Origin of the sequence: Mucilaginibacter sp. R-33 (assembly GCF_049949235.1) — a bacterium.
GTDB lineage: Bacteria > Bacteroidota > Bacteroidia > Sphingobacteriales > Sphingobacteriaceae > Mucilaginibacter.
Genome location: NZ_CP188089.1, coordinates 2612945 through 2630473 on the forward strand (window position 1 = coordinate 2612945; position 17529 = coordinate 2630473).

The 17529-nt window shown below is 42.6% G+C and carries 16 protein-coding genes; 11 read left to right on the forward strand and 5 right to left on the reverse strand.

Going from position 1 to position 17529, the window contains the following annotated elements:
* The first annotated feature begins 35 nt into the window (after positions 1-35).
* Both ACP26M_RS10945 and ACP26M_RS10950 read left to right on the forward strand, forming a co-directional pair.
* The gene (locus ACP26M_RS10945; RefSeq protein ID WP_426588771.1) at positions 36-959 is read left to right on the forward strand and encodes a glycosyltransferase family 2 protein; all 924 of its coding nucleotides are present in this window, start codon (positions 36-38) and stop codon (positions 957-959) included.
* Entirely contained in the window at positions 956-2131 is a 1176-nt protein-coding gene (locus ACP26M_RS10950) for a glycosyltransferase family 2 protein (RefSeq protein ID WP_426588773.1), read from the forward strand. The genes ACP26M_RS10945 and ACP26M_RS10950 overlap by 4 nt, the downstream gene beginning before the upstream one ends.
* A 116-nt stretch (positions 2132-2247) precedes the next feature.
* Here the strand turns inward: ACP26M_RS10950 and ACP26M_RS10955 are convergent, their stop codons facing one another.
* A complete protein-coding gene (locus ACP26M_RS10955; protein ID WP_426588775.1) occupies positions 2248-2973 on the reverse strand; it encodes a glycosyltransferase family 2 protein in 726 nt (241 codons plus the stop codon).
* A 184-nt stretch (positions 2974-3157) separates the two neighbouring features.
* On the opposite strand from ACP26M_RS10955, the gene pbpC reads away from it, so the two are divergent.
* The 9 genes from pbpC (at position 3158) to ACP26M_RS11000 (ending at position 14208) form a co-directional block, all read left to right on the forward strand.
* Positions 3158-5446 carry a penicillin-binding protein 1C gene (pbpC, locus tag ACP26M_RS10960; protein WP_426588777.1) on the forward strand — a complete coding sequence of 763 codons (2289 nt, stop codon included), beginning with the start codon at positions 3158-3160 and terminating at the stop codon, positions 5444-5446.
* A 98-nt stretch (positions 5447-5544) separates the two neighbouring features.
* Entirely contained in the window at positions 5545-6252 is a 708-nt protein-coding gene (locus ACP26M_RS10965) for a 3'-5' exonuclease (RefSeq protein WP_426588779.1), read from the forward strand.
* A gap of 2 nt (positions 6253-6254) precedes the next feature.
* On the forward strand, positions 6255-7952 hold the full coding sequence (locus ACP26M_RS10970; RefSeq protein ID WP_426588781.1) for an ABC transporter ATP-binding protein: 1698 nt from the start codon (positions 6255-6257) through the stop codon (positions 7950-7952).
* A gap of 78 nt (positions 7953-8030) precedes the next feature.
* Complete coding sequence (rnr, locus tag ACP26M_RS10975) at positions 8031-10169, forward strand: ribonuclease R (RefSeq protein ID WP_426588783.1); 2139 nt, start codon at positions 8031-8033, stop codon at positions 10167-10169.
* Between the two features lie 183 nt (positions 10170-10352).
* The gene (locus ACP26M_RS10980) at positions 10353-11327 is read left to right on the forward strand and encodes a polyprenyl synthetase family protein (RefSeq protein ID WP_426588785.1); all 975 of its coding nucleotides are present in this window, start codon (positions 10353-10355) and stop codon (positions 11325-11327) included.
* Between the two features lie 13 nt (positions 11328-11340).
* On the forward strand, positions 11341-11730 hold the full coding sequence (locus ACP26M_RS10985; protein WP_426588787.1) for an energy transducer TonB: 390 nt from the start codon (positions 11341-11343) through the stop codon (positions 11728-11730).
* Positions 11731-11765: 35 nt separating this feature from the next.
* A complete protein-coding gene (locus ACP26M_RS10990) occupies positions 11766-12158 on the forward strand; it encodes an energy transducer TonB (RefSeq protein WP_426588789.1) in 393 nt (130 codons plus the stop codon).
* Between the two features lie 4 nt (positions 12159-12162).
* Positions 12163-13758 (forward strand): M1 family metallopeptidase, encoded by a 1596-nt coding sequence (locus ACP26M_RS10995; RefSeq protein WP_426588791.1) that lies wholly within the window; start codon positions 12163-12165, stop codon positions 13756-13758.
* A gap of 21 nt (positions 13759-13779) precedes the next feature.
* Positions 13780-14208, forward strand: a complete 429-nt coding sequence (locus tag ACP26M_RS11000; protein ID WP_426588793.1) for an energy transducer TonB — start codon at positions 13780-13782, stop codon at positions 14206-14208.
* Between the two features lie 76 nt (positions 14209-14284).
* On the opposite strand, the gene rpmA is transcribed toward ACP26M_RS11000, so the two are convergent.
* The 4 genes from rpmA to ACP26M_RS11020 form a co-directional block, all read right to left on the reverse strand.
* Positions 14285-14707: a 50S ribosomal protein L27 gene (gene rpmA, locus ACP26M_RS11005; RefSeq protein WP_110583361.1), complete on the reverse strand. Its 423-nt coding sequence runs from the start codon at positions 14705-14707 to the stop codon at positions 14285-14287.
* Positions 14708-14756: 49 nt separating this feature from the next.
* Positions 14757-15065, reverse strand: coding sequence for a 50S ribosomal protein L21 (rplU, locus tag ACP26M_RS11010; protein ID WP_090467954.1), 309 nt, complete (start codon positions 15063-15065; stop codon positions 14757-14759).
* Between the two features lie 75 nt (positions 15066-15140).
* On the reverse strand, positions 15141-15647 hold the full coding sequence (locus ACP26M_RS11015) for a hypothetical protein (protein ID WP_176624186.1): 507 nt from the start codon (positions 15645-15647) through the stop codon (positions 15141-15143).
* 426 nt (positions 15648-16073) lie between these two features.
* Complete coding sequence (locus tag ACP26M_RS11020; protein ID WP_426588797.1) at positions 16074-17465, reverse strand: dicarboxylate/amino acid:cation symporter; 1392 nt, start codon at positions 17463-17465, stop codon at positions 16074-16076.
* Positions 17466-17529: the final 64 nt, after the last annotated feature.

Sequence of the window (17529 nt, forward strand, 5' to 3'; positions counted from 1 at the left end):
CCGTAAAAAGCAATATTGATAATAACCCCTTTTAGATGAAAAAAGTTTCTGTTGTTACTGTAAGTTTTAATCAGCCATCCGTTACCGAGGAAATGTTATTATCAATTAAAAATACAAGTACTTATAGTAATATAGAAATAATTGTTGTTGATAATGCAAGTAAAGTAGATCCGGTTCCCGGTTGGAGAATAAAATATCCCGAAATAATATTCATCCGCTCGGATGTTAACCTTGGTTTTGCCGGTGGAAATAACCTCGGGCTTACGGTAGCAACCGGTGATTATATTTTTATGGTGAACAATGATACCGAGTTTACCGCCGGTTTAGTTGAAAAACTGGTTGAGGTAATGGATAGTAACACCGCTGTAGGAATGCTGTCGCCCAAGATCAAGTATTTCAGTGATAAACAATTAATCCAATATGCGGGCTACACGCCTATGAACTATTACACCTGTCGAAATAGCGTGATAGGCTTAAAGCAAAAGGACGAAGGTCAGTTTGATCATATCACCGCGCCTACAGCCTACTGCCACGGAGCAGCCATGATGATCAGGAAAAAAGCTATTGAAAAGGCGGGCATGATGAGCGAAAACTTTTTCTTATACTATGAAGAGGTTGACTGGTGCGAGCACATCATAAGAGCAGGTTTTAAAGCCTGGGTTTGTACCGATGCGCTCATTTACCACAAAGAGTCTGTATCAGTAGGCAAAAAAAGCAAACTCAAGGAATACTTCATGAACCGGAACCGGATCCTTTTTATCCGCCGGAATGCCCCGCCGCTTAAAAAAGTATTATTTTATTTTTATTTTCTGCTGATTGTGGTACCCCGTAACCTGGTTAATTACGTCAAAGAAAAACAATACGACTTTATTCCGATGCTTTTTAAAGCAGTATGGTGGAATTTTACCCACTCAAAAAACAGCAGCAATTTAGGATACCCTATTAACACCATAGCATGAAAATAATTTTAGCCATAAGCCTTTTTATTGTTTTTTACACTTTTGCAGGATATGGAATTTTTCTGTACCTAATCATCAGGATCAAAAGGGCTTTTAAAGGCCGGAGAACTCTTCCTTCAGAAAACCTGGATGAACTTCCTACTTGCACTTTGGTGATAGCCGCTTACAACGAAGAATATTTTATTGAGCAAAAGATCAGCAACAGCCTCCTGCTTAACTATCCCGAAGGAAAACTAAAACTGCTTTTTGTGACCGACGGGTCATCAGACAAAACACCTGATATCATTGCCCGGTACCCGCAAATACAATTGTTGCACCAGCCACAGCGCGCCGGCAAAATAGCCGCGGTACACCGTGCCATGGAATATGTTGACACCGATGCTGTAGTATTTACCGATGCCAATACTTTTTTAAATAAAGACGCATTGATCAAGATCTGCAGGCATTACAGCGATGCAACAGTTGGCGCCGTTGCGGGCGAAAAACGGGTACATATTGACGAGAACGCAGATGCCAGCGCGGCTGGTGAAGGGTTCTACTGGAAATATGAATCGGCCCTGAAAAAATGGGATTCGGAGCTATATTCGGTTGTTGGCGCGGCAGGCGAACTGTTTAGTGTGCGCCGCTCGCTATATCAGCCTGTTGAAGCGGATACTGTGCTTGACGATTTTATGATCTCGATGCTGATAGCTGCTAAAGGCTACCGCATTGTTTATGAACCTGAAGCATATGCTACTGAAACGGCGTCGGAAAATGTGTCGGAAGAGTTAAAACGAAAAGTGAGGATAGCTGCCGGTGGGATGCAATCTATTTTAAGGCTAAAAAAATTATTCAATCCTTTCCCCTATCCAATTTTATCGTTTCAGTATATCAGTCACCGGGTTTTAAGATGGACCATTACACCGTTCCTGCTTATATTATCGTTTATTTTAAACGTTGTGCTGGCGTTTAAACCTGGAGAAACAGCGATGCAAGGGCTGTTATTAGCGCAGGTATTGTTTTATTTGCTGGCTTTGCTCGGGCTGATAATGGAAAAGCGGCAGCTCCGTATAAAAATTCTTTTCATTCCTTATTATTTTTGTGTTATGAACTATGCTGTACTGGCCGGCATTATCCGCTATTTCAGTACTAAACAAAGCGCAGTTTGGGAAAAAGTACAACGGAAGCAGTAAAATATTGATTATAAAGCTTTAACGTCAACATTTTTTAACATCTCAGAAGCTGTTCTTGCTGATAATTTCAGTGAAGAATAAATCCGGTTTATGAAAGCTACTACTATAGGAAACTCTTACTTTGATTTAAACAAACCATATTTAAGGATACAGTAAATAGCCCTAACCCCATCCTTCCATCCTATCTTTTTGCCTTCCTCATAAGTACGGCCATAATAAGAAATGCCTACCTCATAGATCCTGATGCGGTGTACCCTCGAGATTTTTTGGGTAACCTCGGGCTCAAAGCCAAAGCGCTTTTCAGTAAGCTTTATGGATTGAATAACTTTGGTATTGAACAATTTATAGCATGTTTCCATATCAGTAAGATTAAGATTTGAAAACATGTTTGAAGCAAAGGTAAGCCACCTGTTGCCAATAGTATGCCAAAAAAAGAGGATGCGGTGAGGGTTGCTCCCCATAAACCGTGAACCATAAACCACATCCGCAAAGCCCGCTACCACGGGCTTTAACAGGTCGTTGTATTCAGCCGGATCATATTCAAGGTCGGCGTCCTGGATGATCAGGTAATCGCCTGTAGCTTTTGCGATACCTGTATGTAAAGCTGCTCCCTTACCTTTGTTTACTTCGTGCTTAAAGTATTGAATGTTAACTTCGGGGTTGGCAAGTTTATATTTATAAATGGCTGCTTCAGTATCATCCTTTGAGCAATCATTTACAATGATCACTTCTTTTTCAATATTGTTGATGAGGTTTACCTCTTTAATTTTATCCAAAATTAAATGTATGGTATTACCTTCGTTGTAAGCCGGAATAATAATTGATAATTTTTGTATCGTCATTTATTGTATTATTGCCTGGTAGATTTTTGCCACAATTATAGTTGTATAAACCTGAACTGGCTTAATATTTTTATATTTAGTAATGCAATTTGTGCTAAAACGAGCTAAAAGTTATTTAAAAAAGCCTAAAGTTATAGTCTCGCTTTTCTTTTTGTTTGTTTTAACCCTGATATTTTGGTTTTGTTTGCCCAATCCTTTATTTAATAGTCCCACCTCTTACGTAATTGACGATGATCAGGGCCAGTTACTCGGTGCTTCCATAGCAAATGATGGCCAATGGCGCTTTCCTTATAATCCCACAGTACCCGAAAAATTCAAACAGTGCATTATCACTTTTGAGGATAAACGGTTTGAGCACCACCCCGGCTTTGATATTGTTGCTTTTAGCCGGGCCATCAAGCAAAACCTGAGCTCAAAAAAGGTAAGCAGCGGCGGCAGTACCCTTACCATGCAGGTAATCAGGCTGGCTACCCGGCATAAACGCAACATCTGGAATAAACTGAAAGAGATTTTCATGGCCATGCGCCTCGAGGTAACATGCAGTAAAAGTAAAATCTTAGCTTTATATACCAGCAATGCCCCTTTCGGCACCAATGTTATTGGCCTGGATGCTGCCTCCTGGCGATATTTTGGCCGCAGCCCGGATAAACTTTCCTGGGGCGAAATGGCGGCTATGGCTGTTTTGCCTAACTCGCCATCCCTGGTACATCCCGGCAGGAACAGGTCCATACTGCTCCGCAAACGGAATTCATTGTTGGATAAATTGCATAAGGCTGGTATCATTGATAGTACTACTGCAGCCCTCGCCCGGTTAGAGCCTGTGCCCGACAGACCGATGGCCCTTCCTCAGCTTGCTCCGCACCTGCTGCAACGTTTTAAAGCCGATCATCAGGCTAAGCCCGACGGAGATACCCGCATTACAAGCAGCGTCAAATCGTCGCTTCAGCAACAGGTAAACGATATCCTGGAGCAGCACCATAGTTTATTAAAGGCTAACGATATCAACAATATTGCCGCCATCGTACTTGATGTTGAAACAGGTGCAACACTTGCCTATGCCGGTAACATATCCCATCGGGAGGACCCGCAAATGGAGAGCGATGTCGATGTAATAGATGCTCCGCGAAGCCCCGGAAGCACACTGAAACCACTACTTTACGCGGCAATGTTGCACGACGGGTTGATATTACCCAATAGCCTGATGCCTGACGTACCTACCATGATCGCGGGTTATCATCCCGAAAACTTTGATTTGGGTTATGACGGCGCCGTACCTGCATCGCGGGCCTTATCCCGTTCGCTGAATGTACCGGCTGTCAAAATGCTGCAGCAATACAAATACGAACGCTTTTATGCTTTTTTGCATAAAGCAGGCATCACCACTTTAACCAAACCTGCCGATCATTATGGGCTGTCGTTAATATTGGGCGGGGGTGAAAACACGCTTTGGGAATTAAGCGGCGCTTATGCCGATATGGCGCGTGTGCTCAATCATTACAACAAAAACGGTGGCAAGTATAACCCTGCAGATTTTCATAATCCTGTTTATGAAAAGAAGCCCGCAGCCAAAACTGAACTTGACAAGTCCGGACTGTTGGATGCAGCATCTATTTATTACACCTTCCAGGCCATGGAGGAAGTGATGCGGCCGGGCGAGGAAATGCTATGGCAGCAATTCAGCTCGAGCCAACGCGTGGCCTGGAAAACCGGTACAAGTTTTGGCTCTCGCGACGGCTGGGCTATTGGCGTTACACCAAAATACGTAGTTGGTGTTTGGGTTGGCAATACCGATGGCGAGGGCCGACCGGGCTTAACAGGGATCAATACCGCCGCACCTGCCCTGTTTGAGATTTTCAGGCTGTTGCCCGTATCGCGTGATTGGTTTGAAATGCCGGTGGGAGAAATGGTGAAAATAAATGTGTGCAGGCAAAGCGGTTACCGTGCCGGACAATATTGCCAGGATGTAGATGAGCAATATGTACCCAAAAGCGGCCTGAAAGCCCCTGTTTGTCCTTACCATCAATTGGTGCATTTATCTGCCGATGCAAAATGGCAGGTAAACGGCAATTGTGAGCCGCCGTACAACATCCTCAATAAAAGTTGGTTTGTGTTGCCGCCATCTATGGAATATTATTACAAAGCCAGGAACTATCAATATCATGTGCTCCCGCCTTTCCGCCCGGATTGCGCCCAGGCAGAAAATGGAAATACAATGGAAATCATTTATCCTAAAAATGGCGCTAAAATATATGTGCCCCTTGAAGCAGACGGCACCCGCGGTCGCATGATTTGCAACGCAGCACACCGCCAGCCAGGTATGAAAGTCTTTTGGCACCTGGATGATCAATATGTTGGCGAGACCAAAGATTTTCACCAGGTGGCTTTAAACCCACCTCCGGGCAAACATATTCTTACGTTGGTTGATGGCAACGGCAATACTATCAGCATAGCGTTTGAAGTATTGAAGAAATAAAAAACACAACTTATCGATTTTAATTTTTCTGTAAACTAAATGTCCGCAGCAATCATCTACTAACTTTATCATTATATTGGCTCTATATTTTTAACCGGATGCTTGAACAGTACGATCTGCATAATTTATTGGTAATTGACATCGAAACTGTGCCGCAGTACAGCACCCACGAACAACTGCCCGAAAATCTACAGGTTTTATGGGAACTAAAAACCCGGCATCAACGCAAAGATGAACCTGCCGACATTCATTATGAGCGCGCCGGCATTTGGGCCGAGTTTGGTAAAATAGTTTGCATTTCGGCAGGGATCTTTACTGCCGGGAAAAACCTTGGCTTGAGGGTAAAATCTTTTGCATCACATGATGAAAAAGAGCTGCTTAGCAAGTTCTGCAACCTGTTGTTCAGTCAGCCGCCCAACCTTATTTTATGCGCTCATAATGGCAAGGAATTTGACTTCCCGTACCTCTGCCGCCGTTTACTGGTGAATGGCATGCCATTTCCGCCGCAACTGCAAATAGCTGGTAAGAAACCCTGGGAGATTGTTCATTTAGATACCATGGAATTATGGAAGTTTGGTGATCACAAACACTACACTTCCTTAAACCTGCTTACCACAATTTTTGATATCCCAACCCCTAAAGATGACATCGACGGCAGCGATGTTGGCCGCGTATACTGGCAGGAAAACCAGTTGGAGCGGATTTGCGCTTATTGCCAAAAGGATGTGATAGCTACGGCACAACTATTAAGACGTTACCGCGGCGAAGATCTGATAGCAGACGAATTTATAACCATAGTAGGCTAATAATGCTTAAAGTCAGTGATCTGTCGGTTAGTTTTAAGAATGGTAAAGACCAGTTCACAGCCGTAAAGGGAATTTCTTTTACACTTAACAAAGGCGAAACAATTGGCATTGTTGGCGAATCCGGCTCGGGCAAATCTGTTACCTCCCTTGCCCTGATGCGTTTGCTCAATGAAGATCAGGCCGTAATAGACGGCTCTGTGCTTTTAAATGGCGTATGCCTGTGTAAATTATCGGAAGATGAAATGCGGCATGTGCGCGGCAACCAGGTAGCCATGATTTTCCAGGAGCCCATGACCTCGCTTAACCCGGTACTTACCTGTGGTTTTCAACTTACGGAAGCTATCAGGTTGCATTTAGGATCAAGTAAAGCCGAGGCTAAACAAAAAACCATTGAGCTGTTTAAAGAAGTACAATTACCGCGGCCCGAAGCCATATTCAACAGCTATCCTCACCAGATTTCGGGCGGACAAAAACAACGGGTAATGATAGCGATGGCTTTGGCCTGCAACCCGGAGATTTTGATTGCCGATGAGCCCACCACCGCACTTGACGTTACCGTGCAAAAAACCATCATTGAACTGCTGCACAAGCTGAAAGCCGAACGGCACATGAGCCTGATCTTTATATCGCATGATTTGGGCGTGATCAAAGAAATTGCCGACCGGGTTTTGGTGATGTACAAAGGCGAGATTATAGAGGAAGCCGCGGTAAAAGATCTATTCGCAAATCCCCGGCACCCTTACACTAAAGGATTGCTGGCCTGCCGCCCTTCCCCGCAGCAGCATTTGAAAAAGCTCCCTGTTGTGGCCGATTTTCTGGATGGGGCCAGGCCCGCAGTAACTATAGAAAGCATCAGGGAATTATATCATTACCCGGACACTGAAATCGCCGACAGAAAGCGTAAACTATATGAACAGCAGCCTTTGTTAAAGGCAGATAAATTAAACACCTGGTTTCCAACTGATACAGGATTTTTCAAACGGAAAGATCATGTTGTAAAAGCAGTGAACAATGTAAGCTTTGATGTATATCCAGGCGAAACCTTAGGCCTCGTCGGCGAATCAGGCTGTGGAAAAACCACTTTGGGGCGAAGCATTTTAAGGTTGATAGAACCAACATCGGGCAAGGTTTCTTTTGACGGCACTGATCTTCGCGGGCTTAAAAAGGATGAGTTGAGACAGATCAGAAAAGATATCCAGATCATTTTTCAGGATCCATACTCATCATTAAATCCTAAGCTTACCGTTGGGCAATCACTTATGGAGCCATTGCAGGTACATCAGTTTTACGGCAATGATACAACCCGCAAACGAAAAGTGCTGGAACTGCTTGAACGGGTTAACATGCTGCCCGCGCACTTTGACCGTTATCCGCATGAGTTTTCGGGTGGGCAAAGGCAGCGGATTGTTATTGCCCGGGCTTTGGCGCTCCAGCCTAAATTTATCATTTGCGATGAATCAGTTTCGGCGCTTGATGTATCGGTTCAGGCCCAGGTATTAAACCTCATCCGCGAACTTCAGGACGAACTTAAATTGACCTATATCTTTATTTCGCATGATTTGGCCGTGATTAAACATATCTCCGACCGGATGATGGTGATGAACAAAGGCGAGATAGTGGAAACCGGCTATCCCGACGATATTTATTATCGCCCAAAAGAAGAATACACCAAAAGGCTGATCGCTTCAATACCGGGTTGATTAAAACTGCTTTATCCATCACTATTGCGTCAAGATGGGGTACCCAAAATTCTGTATCTTTGATGCAAATACTATTCTATGTCTAAACGCAAGAAAAACAACTCTTCTATACACCAGGTGCTTACTCAAATGGTACTTGATATATTTGAACAAAACGGCAATACGCCACTCAACTATAAACAGGTTTCTGCCAAATTAAACGTCCGTGACCCCGAATCGCGCGAGATCATCTACGACATCTTAAAAGACGAGGTTAAAAGATCGGTATTAAAAGAGATCTCTCCAGGTAAATTTCAACTACTTGAACTTAAAACCTTTATTGAAGGCGTGGTTGACCTTACCAATGATGGTTCTGCCTTTATAGTTACTGATGATGAATTTGAAAGTGACATTTTCATCGCTCCGCGTAAGCTTCGCACCGCCCTTAACGGCGACCGGGTAAAAGTTTACGTATATGCCAAAAGCAAGGGCAAACATAAAGAGGGTGAGGTTATTGAAATCCTGCAACGTGCCAAGATGGAGTTTACGGGTATCGTAAAACTCTCAGAACGCTACGCGTTTTTCATTCCTGATGACCGCAAGATGATGCATGATATTTTTATTCCCATCTCTGAGCTTAACGGGGCTAAAAATGGCATCAAGGCAGTAGCCGAAATTACCGACTGGCCAACGGAAGCTAAAAACCCTGTCGGCAGGATCAAACATATCTTAGGTGCGCAGGGCGAAAACGATACCGAAATGAACGCCATCCTGGCCGAATATGGTTTTCCGCTATCATTTCCTGCCGAGGTTGAGCATGATGCTGAAGAAATTCCGGCTGTGATCACGCCCGAAGAAATTGCCAAACGCCGTGATTTCCGCAACATCACCACCTTTACCATCGACCCATTTGATGCCAAAGACTTTGATGATGCCCTATCCTACCGTGTACTGGAAAACGGAAATTACGAAGTAGGTGTTCACATTGCCGACGTATCACACTACATCATTCCCGATTCGGCTTTAGACAAAGAAGCTTTGGACAGGGCCACATCAGTTTACCTTGTGGACAGGGTGATCCCAATGCTCCCGGAAAGATTATCAAACGGGCTTTGCTCTCTTCGTCCTAAAGAAGAAAAACTCTGCTTTTCGGCAGTGTTTGAGATGGATGAGAACGCCAATATCATTGCCGAATGGTATGGCAAAACCATCATTTACTCCGACAGGCGTTTTACCTACGAAGAGGTGCAGGAAGTAATAGAAACCGGCGAAGGCGATTTTAAGGAAGAAATATTCAGGCTCAACGCACTTGCTTATAAGCTTCGCGACCGTAAATTTAAAAACGGCGCTATCAGCTTTGAAACTACCGAGGTTAAATTTAAGCTGGATGAAACAGGCAAACCCATCGGTGTTTACGTAAAAGAGCGTAAAGACGCCCACAAGCTAATCGAAGATTTCATGCTGCTTGCTAACCGCAAAGTAGCCGAACGTGTAAGCAAAATGGGCAAGGGCAAGCACAAATACACTTTTGTTTATCGCGTGCATGATTCGCCCAAGCCCGATGCGCTGGCCAATTTTGCCCAATTTGCAGCCAGGTTTGGTTATAAAATCAATACTAAATCTGACAAGGAAACAGCAAAATCCCTCAATTACCTGATGGAGGATGTAGAGGGCAAAAAAGAGCAGAACGTGTTAACCCATCTGGCTATCCGCTCAATGGCCAAAGCTATTTATACTACTAAAAGCAGCAGTCATTACGGTTTGGCTTTTGATCATTATACGCATTTTACCTCACCAATTCGCCGTTATCCGGATGTAATGGTACACAGGCTCCTGTTCCATTACTTAAACGGCGGTCAATCTGCCAATGCCGAGTTCTATGAAAAACTATGCTCGCACAGTTCTTTAATGGAGAAAAAAGCAGCAGATGCCGAGCGTTCTTCAGTAAAATACAAACAGGCTGAATACCTTCGCGACCAGGTTGGTAATACCTTCATGGGCATCATATCGGGTGTTACCGAATGGGGCATGTATGTAGAGATCATCGAAAATAAATGCGAAGGAATGATCCGCCTGCGTGATATCTCGGACGATTTTTATACTTTGGACGAAAAAAACTATGCCATCATCGGTCAGCGTAAAAAGAAAATTTACCAACTGGGCGATGAAGTAAAGATTAAGGTAAAACAGGTTGATCTGACCAAAAAACAGATAGACTTTATATTGGTACAGGATTAGTGATTGGTGAAATGGTTGATTGAGTGAGTAGTTTTTTAGGTTAAAACCATACACAACTCGCCTGATCAATTCAATAAATCAGTTGCTTTTAAATTGGTTGACAAGGTTGGCTGAGGGTATTGTCGATTTACAAAATACGATGACCACTCAGCTAATCAACCCAATCAACCGCTCACTTTAAAAATGAAACAACTTACAGAGTTACAGTTACTAATAAATGATGCAGTAGGCAAACTAAGCTACCCGGCTTACCCCGCCGATCTGTATGAACCGATAAGCTATATTTTATCTATTGGCGGCAAACGAATGCGCCCCGCCCTGCTCCTGCTGGCTTGCGACCTTTTTGGTGGCGATGTTGTCAAGGCTATTGAGCCTGCATTGGCTATAGAGGTATTCCATAATTTCACGCTGATGCATGATGATATTATGGACAAAGCCCCTTTGCGCCGCGGCAAAGCAACCGTACATGAAAAATGGAACGCCAACGTTGCTATTCTTTCGGGCGATGCCATGATGGTGGAAGCCAACCGCCTGATGATGAAGGTTGATGACAGCATTTTACGTAAGGTACTTGATGTTTTTAACAATACTGCGACCGGCGTGTGCGAAGGCCAGCAAATTGATATGAGCTTTGAACAGCGTAACGACGTAAGTATCGATGAATACATCAACATGATCCGCCTTAAAACGGCGGTGCTGTTAGGGGGCACATTAAAGATCGGTTCTATCATTGGCGGTGCCGCTCTAACCGACGCTGATTTGATTGATTCCTTCGGGGTTAACCTTGGTATTGCCTTCCAGTTGCAGGATGATATTCTGGATGTTTACGGCGATCCGGAAAAGTTTGGCAAGCAGGTTGGCGGCGATATCATCTCCAATAAAAAAACCTTTTTGCTGATAAGGGCCCTTGAACTGACAAAAGGCAGCCTGGCACAAACGCTAAACCAATGGCTAAGTGCAGCTGAATTTGACACTGCAGAAAAGGTTAAAGCTATAACCAACATTTATAACGAACTTGATATCAGGCAGCATGCTGAAGAAGCAATGCAAACGTATGCCGATAAAGCTTTTGCAGCTCTTGATGCTATTAATTTGCCCGAAGATCATAAACAATATCTGCGAGATTTTGCAGATGGCTTGCTGGTGAGGGAGAATTGAGTTATATTTAAGGGTGAAGAAATTTTCAACCATCCTTATCATCGTTATTTGCTCAATAAGTGCGAAAGCTCAAAAACTTACGCCACCGCATTTTCGTGGTGGTGAAAAAGCATTTCATGAATTTTTAAACAAAAATTTGAAATGGCCAAACGATGTAAGCGGCGGAGAAGGCATTGTTACCATAAGCTTTTTTGTTGAAAGCGATGGCCGTTTAACCGATGTAAAAGTTGTTAAAGGCATGAGTGATCCATTTAACAAAGAGGCAATACGGGTAATTAAGTTGTCAGAAAAATGGATCCCGGCTACGCGCGATGGTCATTTTATTAAATCAAAATATTCCGTCCCGATACAGTTTTTCACCATGCAGGCAGTGCAGGTTTTGGATAGCACAAAAGTTAATTGATCAATATCATGAATTTCATTAAAGAGCAAAACTAAATGAAGAGAATTCTACTTGCAACTATTTTCGCTATGATGTCTTTAGTCGTTAGCGCGCAAACAGATACCACAAAAAAGATCGACACTACCTTTCACAGTGTTGAGAAAATACCCGAGTTTCCGGGTGGCCCTGAAAAACTTTTCAGGTTCATCGCTAAAAATTTAAAATATCCGACAGGCGAGACTGTTGAAGGAAGAGTAAATATTTCGTTTGTAATAGAAAAAGATGGAAGCCTCACCGATTTTAAAGTGGTTAAAAGTTTATCTGAAGCTACTGACGCCGAAGCTATCCGTGTTATGAGCATATCTCCCAAATGGCAACCAGGCTTACAAAATGGCCATCCTGTAAGGGTTCGATATTCTATTCCAATCTCATTCAGTAGCAGCAATTAATATGATGACAAAAAAGTTTTTTTTCGTTTTGATATTCCTTGCATTCGCATGTAACTCGTATGCCCAAACCCTCACCTCAGGCGGCAAACTCAAACCAGAGCAAGCTATCATGGATGTGCGGCATTACACCATTTCTCTAACTGTTGACCCGGCTCAAAAAAATATTAATGGCTTTACTACCATTGATGTAATCATGGCAAAGCCCACCAAAGTTTTATTGTTTGACCTGTTAGATTCATTAAGCATCAGCAAGGTTTTGGTAAATGGTAAACAGGAACCTTTTGAATATAAAAACAATCTCATTACTATTAATACCGGCAAAGAATTGCCCGCAGGTAAAGCAAGCGTAAAAGTGATTTATGGTGGCAAACCGCATGTTGCCCGTCGCCCACCATGGGATGACGGTTTTATCTGGACACGCGACTCAACCGGGCACCAGTGGATGGCTATCACGGCCGAAGGTACAGGCGGCAAATTGTATTTCCCTTGTAAGGATCATCCCTCTGACGAACCCAATGAGGGTGTAGATATGTTTATCACCGTTCCTAAAGACCTGATGGTTGCCGGGCCGGGACTATTAAAAGGAGTAAGCAAGCAAAAAGGAACAGCAACTTTCCATTGGCAAACCAAATACACTATCAACAATTACAGCATCTTATTTAACGCCGGTGATTATACGGTGGTAGCTCGTCCATATACTACTGTAGATGGGCATAATGTGCCAATCCAGTTTTATGTATTAAAAGAGCATGCCTCTAAGGCCGAGCACCATCTTGATATCTTTGTAAAAACAATTAAGGAGCAGGAGAAATATTTTGGTGAATATCCCTGGGTAAAAGAAAAGATAGGCATAGTCGAAACACCTCACCTGGGCATGGAACATCAAACCATGAATGCTTACGGCGCCAAATTCAAATACGCCAAAGTGGGCGGCGAAGATTACGACGGCCTGATGCACCACGAGTTCGGCCACGAATGGTGGGGAAACAAAGTTACCGCCAAAGACTGGGCCGATTACTGGATCCATGAAGGCATCTGTACCTATGGCGATGCACTTTATGTTAGGGAATTTGAAGGTGAGAAAGCTTACATCAAATTCTTCCAAAACTCGGCACTCTCATTCGGCAATAAAATCCCTATTGTTATCGGGAAAGATATTGATGAAGAATCAGCTTATAATGGTGATATTTATGGAAAAGGTGCATTCTTTATGCATACGCTCAGGTATATTATGGGCGATAGTACCTTCTTCCCCACCCTTAAAGGTTTTGTTACCGACCCCCGCTACACCTATAGCAATTTAGCAAGCACTGATGATGTGATCCAATATTTCAGCAAAGCTGCCGGTCAGGATCTCAAGCCGCTGTTTGATTTGTACATCTATTCCATCAATAAACTGGAAGTACACGTAAAAGCCCAGCGGGGCGATAAATACCAGGTTCAGTTGTTAAATATAGATATGCCTTTACCTGTTGATATTACTACTGATGGTGTTACCAAACGGTATACACTTGATAAAAAAGGCATCACCGTAACCAGCAAAACTATGCCGGTTATCGATCCTGATACTTACTATTTAAAGAAACTGATTGTCGAATAAATAAAGTACTACTATCTTAAGATGAAACATGTCCTACTTATCGCATTTCTATTTGTAATGTTATTACCCGCCGTTAAAGCGCAGACAACGAAGATAGACACCTCAGTTTATACCGAGGTTGAGCAACTTCCGGAATTTCCTGGTGGTGTTGAAAAACTTAAAGAGTATATATCGAATACTATAAAAAAATCCCCACTTAAAGACCTGCATTCAGGATTGGTCATTATTACCTTCATTATAGAAAATAATGGCAGTATTACCAATACCCATGTAACCAAAGGGTTAACTTCTGAAACTGATTCGCTTGCCATCGACATAATAAAAAGAGGCCCTAAATGGAAACCGGCTCAGCAAAGGAGCAAAACAGTACGTTGCCTATACTCTGTACCTGTATTGTTTGGAAAAGGTAACGATATACCAGCTGTTGTAAAAAAGATAAAAGAGCGATAATCGGAAATATCTGCAAAACAAAAAATCCCGATCAAAACTGACCGGGATTTTTTATATCCTAATATTTGTTAACTGATTACTCAGCTACAGTTTCTTCAGCAGCATCAGCAGCTTCTTCTTTTTTAGCTTTTGGTGCAGCAGCTTTCTTTGCTTTTGGAGCTTCTTCAGCAGCAGGAGCTTCAACAGCTACAGCTTCTTTTTTTGCTTTTGGTGCAGGTGCAGCTACTTCTTCAACTTCAGCAGCTTCAAATGGAACTACTGATACGTATGAACGATTATCAGCTTTCTTTTTGAAAACTACGATACCTTCAGCCAGTGCAAATAAAGTATGATCTTTACCAAGACCAACGTTTAAGCCTGGGTTGTGTTTAGTACCACGCTGACGTACGATGATGTTACCTGCGATTGCTGGCTGACCACCGAAAATTTTGATACCTAAACGCTTGCTATGTGACTCACGACCGTTTCTGGAACTACCGGCCCCTTTTTTATGTGCCATTTCTTATATCTTTTATGGAATTGCAGAACAACTCCGGTTCAACCTTTAATTATAATGTAATACCGGTGATCTCAATCTTGGTAAATTGCTGACGGTGACCGTTTTTCTTTTTGTAACCTTTTCTTCTTTTCTTTTTGAAGATAATTACTTTATCACCTTTTAAATGTGACACGATCTTAGCCGATACTTTAGCGCCTTTCAAATCAGAACCTAATTTGAATTTACCTTCGTTTTCTGCTAACAATACACTGTCAAATTCAATACTAGCGCCTTCATCGCCTTGTAACCTGTGTACAAAGATCTGCTGGTCTTTGGCAACTTTAAATTGCTGTCCTGCTATACTTACTATTGCGTACATGTTTGTTAAATATTGTTTTAAATTTCGAGGTGCAAATATAGGGATTGATTATTTAATAAACAACATCCCGATATTTTATTTTTTACCACGATTCTCTACATCAGTTAGTTTTTTTTGAATCTCGGCTATCAACCTTTGATTAGCGTCAATCAGTTTAGGATTGCCAAAATAATCGGTATCAAAGATCACACGCTTGGTTTTTTCCTTGTATTTGAACTCAATGATGTACCGAACGGCTTTGCCATCAGCAACTTTCGACGTATCACCCGTTTCCTTCGACGGAAAATCCCAGAAACCCAGGTCGGCCGCTTTACGGTGCAGGTATAGAAGGTCATCTTTAGTCAAGCGTAAATGCTCTTTCACCAGCGAATCGCGTTTGTCGAGATATTGAAACATGCCTGTATGTGAATCGTATTTATTTACAAGGCTGTCCTTATGGCCATATTGGAAACTGATCGATTCAAAATCAACAAAACGGTATGGTGCATTCTTGATCATCATACCATAATAATAAACGCAGTACAGTATAAACGGTACCACAACGGTCATGATCAGGAATACTTTTTTTAAACGGGGAGACATATGTAATTAATTAGTGAATTATTGAGTTTTTAGTTATTGGATTAATTTCTTCAAGCCGTCATGGCGAGATACGAAGCAATCGCGAACTTTACAGAGCGGCTATGCTTTCCAGAGATCATTAATAGCTATGACTGATTTTACAGGCATTAATGAGTTCCCTTTTTGTTGACTGTCTTCGTTCTTTAGAATGGCTGACTTCTAAGCTATCGATTATTATTTTTCTATTTGTTTATAAACTTGGGCGTTGCCTGCGGCCCGGGCGTTCCGTTACAAGTCCTCGCCTTTCCTGCCCGCAATTCCAGCCCGCGCTGTGGGCTTTTCACTACAATCCCTAACGCGACCATACGCACCTGCTCTAAAATATATTTTCCCATCATCACTGTTTTTTGGGATTTGCCCTATAGTTCTTCGCAATGACGGCATACTTTATTCTCTTATTATTTGAGTACCTACCTCTTCTCCTTCCCACTTGCTCACAACGGCTGTTGCCATTGCATTGCCTAATACGTTTGTGGCCGAACGTCCCATATCCAACAACGGATCGATACCTATTAGCAAAAACAAGCCGGCTTCGGGGATATTAAACATAGCCAACGTACCCGCTATAACCACCAATGAAGCCCTTGGCACACCAGCCACTCCTTTACTGGTAAGCATCAGCACCAATAACATAGACAACTGGTGCCCGAATGACAGATGAATATCATATGATTGTGCCAAAAACAACGACGCGAAGGTCATATACATCATAGAGCCATCCAAATTAAATGAATAACCCAATGGCAATACAAAGCTTACTATTTTATTACTGCAGCCAAACCTCTCCAATTCTTCCAATACTTTTGGATAAGCGGCCTCACTTGTCGAGGTACTGAATGCTATCAGCATAGCGTCCTTAATACTGTTAAGCAGCCTGAACACAGGCTTTCTTAATACAATGTATCCAGCCAATATAATTACCGACCATAACACAATCAACGAAAAATAAAACTCGCTGATAAAAATACCATAGGTTGAAAGTACGCTTAGGCCCTGCTTGGCCACTACTGCAGTTATGGCACCAAATACGGCTAAAGGAGCCATTTTCATTACATAACCGGTGATCTTCATAATCACATGGGCAAAGGCATCCATTGCCTTGATCACTATTTTGCCCTGCTCGCCTATAGCAGCTGTAGCTACGCCAAAAAATAAGGAGAACACCACAATCTGCAGAATCTCGTTATTGGCCATCGCCTCAATAAAACTCTTAGGAAAAACGTGACCAACAAATTCGGTTAACGACAGTGCCGTTTTTTTGATACCGGTACTTAAATGACTATCCGGAAGCGGCAGGTGCATGGTTTTGCCTGGTTCAAACAGGTTAACCAATAGCATCCCTAATAATAGGGATACCAGCGTAGCGCTAATAAACCAAAGCATGGTTTTACCGCCAATCCTGCCAACGGCTTTGATATCCCCTACCTTGGCAACGCCTACCACCAACGTGGTAAACACCAATGGGGCTACAATCATTTTTATAAGATTGAGGAAGATCTTACTCAGGATATTATAAAGTTCAAGTTTATCTTCCCGTGCATCGGTAGCCTGGCCTTGCAGTTTAACCTGGGCAATTCTTTGTAACTTAAGATCTTTGTAGGCTGCAACCGTAGTATCGGGTAATGCTTCAATATTTTTATCAATAGCTTTAATTGCAGTCCCGGCGGTACTGAGCTGTTTATTCAAATCGGCAAAAACATAGGTGTTATAAATATAACCGGCTACCACACCCAATACCAGTGCGATAAAAATGAAGAGCGTCAGTCTGCTTTTTTTCATTTAATTTAATAAGCCTGCAAAACTACAAAATTTACGCGCTGTTTAAACAGGTGTGGGAATATTC

Bases quoted from the DNA above. Each gene is read 5' to 3' on its own strand.
- ACP26M_RS10945 (WP_426588771.1), top strand. From the start codon at position 36: ATGAAAAAAGTTTCTGTTGTTACTGTAAGTTTTAATCAGCCATCCGTT.
- ACP26M_RS10950 (WP_426588773.1), top strand. From the start codon at position 956: ATGAAAATAATTTTAGCCATAAGCCTTTTTATTGTTTTTTACACTTTT.
- ACP26M_RS10955 (WP_426588775.1), bottom strand. From the start codon at position 2,973: ATGACGATACAAAAATTATCAATTATTATTCCGGCTTACAACGAAGGT.
- ACP26M_RS10965 (WP_426588779.1), top strand. From the start codon at position 5,545: ATGCTTGAACAGTACGATCTGCATAATTTATTGGTAATTGACATCGAA.
- ACP26M_RS10970 (WP_426588781.1), top strand. From the start codon at position 6,255: ATGCTTAAAGTCAGTGATCTGTCGGTTAGTTTTAAGAATGGTAAAGAC.
- rnr (WP_426588783.1), top strand. From the start codon at position 8,031: ATGTCTAAACGCAAGAAAAACAACTCTTCTATACACCAGGTGCTTACT.
- ACP26M_RS10980 (WP_426588785.1), top strand. From the start codon at position 10,353: ATGAAACAACTTACAGAGTTACAGTTACTAATAAATGATGCAGTAGGC.
- ACP26M_RS10990 (WP_426588789.1), top strand. From the start codon at position 11,766: ATGAAGAGAATTCTACTTGCAACTATTTTCGCTATGATGTCTTTAGTC.
- ACP26M_RS10995 (WP_426588791.1), top strand. From the start codon at position 12,163: ATGACAAAAAAGTTTTTTTTCGTTTTGATATTCCTTGCATTCGCATGT.
- ACP26M_RS11000 (WP_426588793.1), top strand. From the start codon at position 13,780: ATGAAACATGTCCTACTTATCGCATTTCTATTTGTAATGTTATTACCC.
- rpmA (WP_110583361.1), bottom strand. From the start codon at position 14,707: ATGGCACATAAAAAAGGGGCCGGTAGTTCCAGAAACGGTCGTGAGTCA.
- rplU (WP_090467954.1), bottom strand. From the start codon at position 15,065: ATGTACGCAATAGTAAGTATAGCAGGACAGCAATTTAAAGTTGCCAAA.
- ACP26M_RS11015 (WP_176624186.1), bottom strand. From the start codon at position 15,647: ATGTCTCCCCGTTTAAAAAAAGTATTCCTGATCATGACCGTTGTGGTA.
- ACP26M_RS11020 (WP_426588797.1), bottom strand. From the start codon at position 17,465: ATGAAAAAAAGCAGACTGACGCTCTTCATTTTTATCGCACTGGTATTG.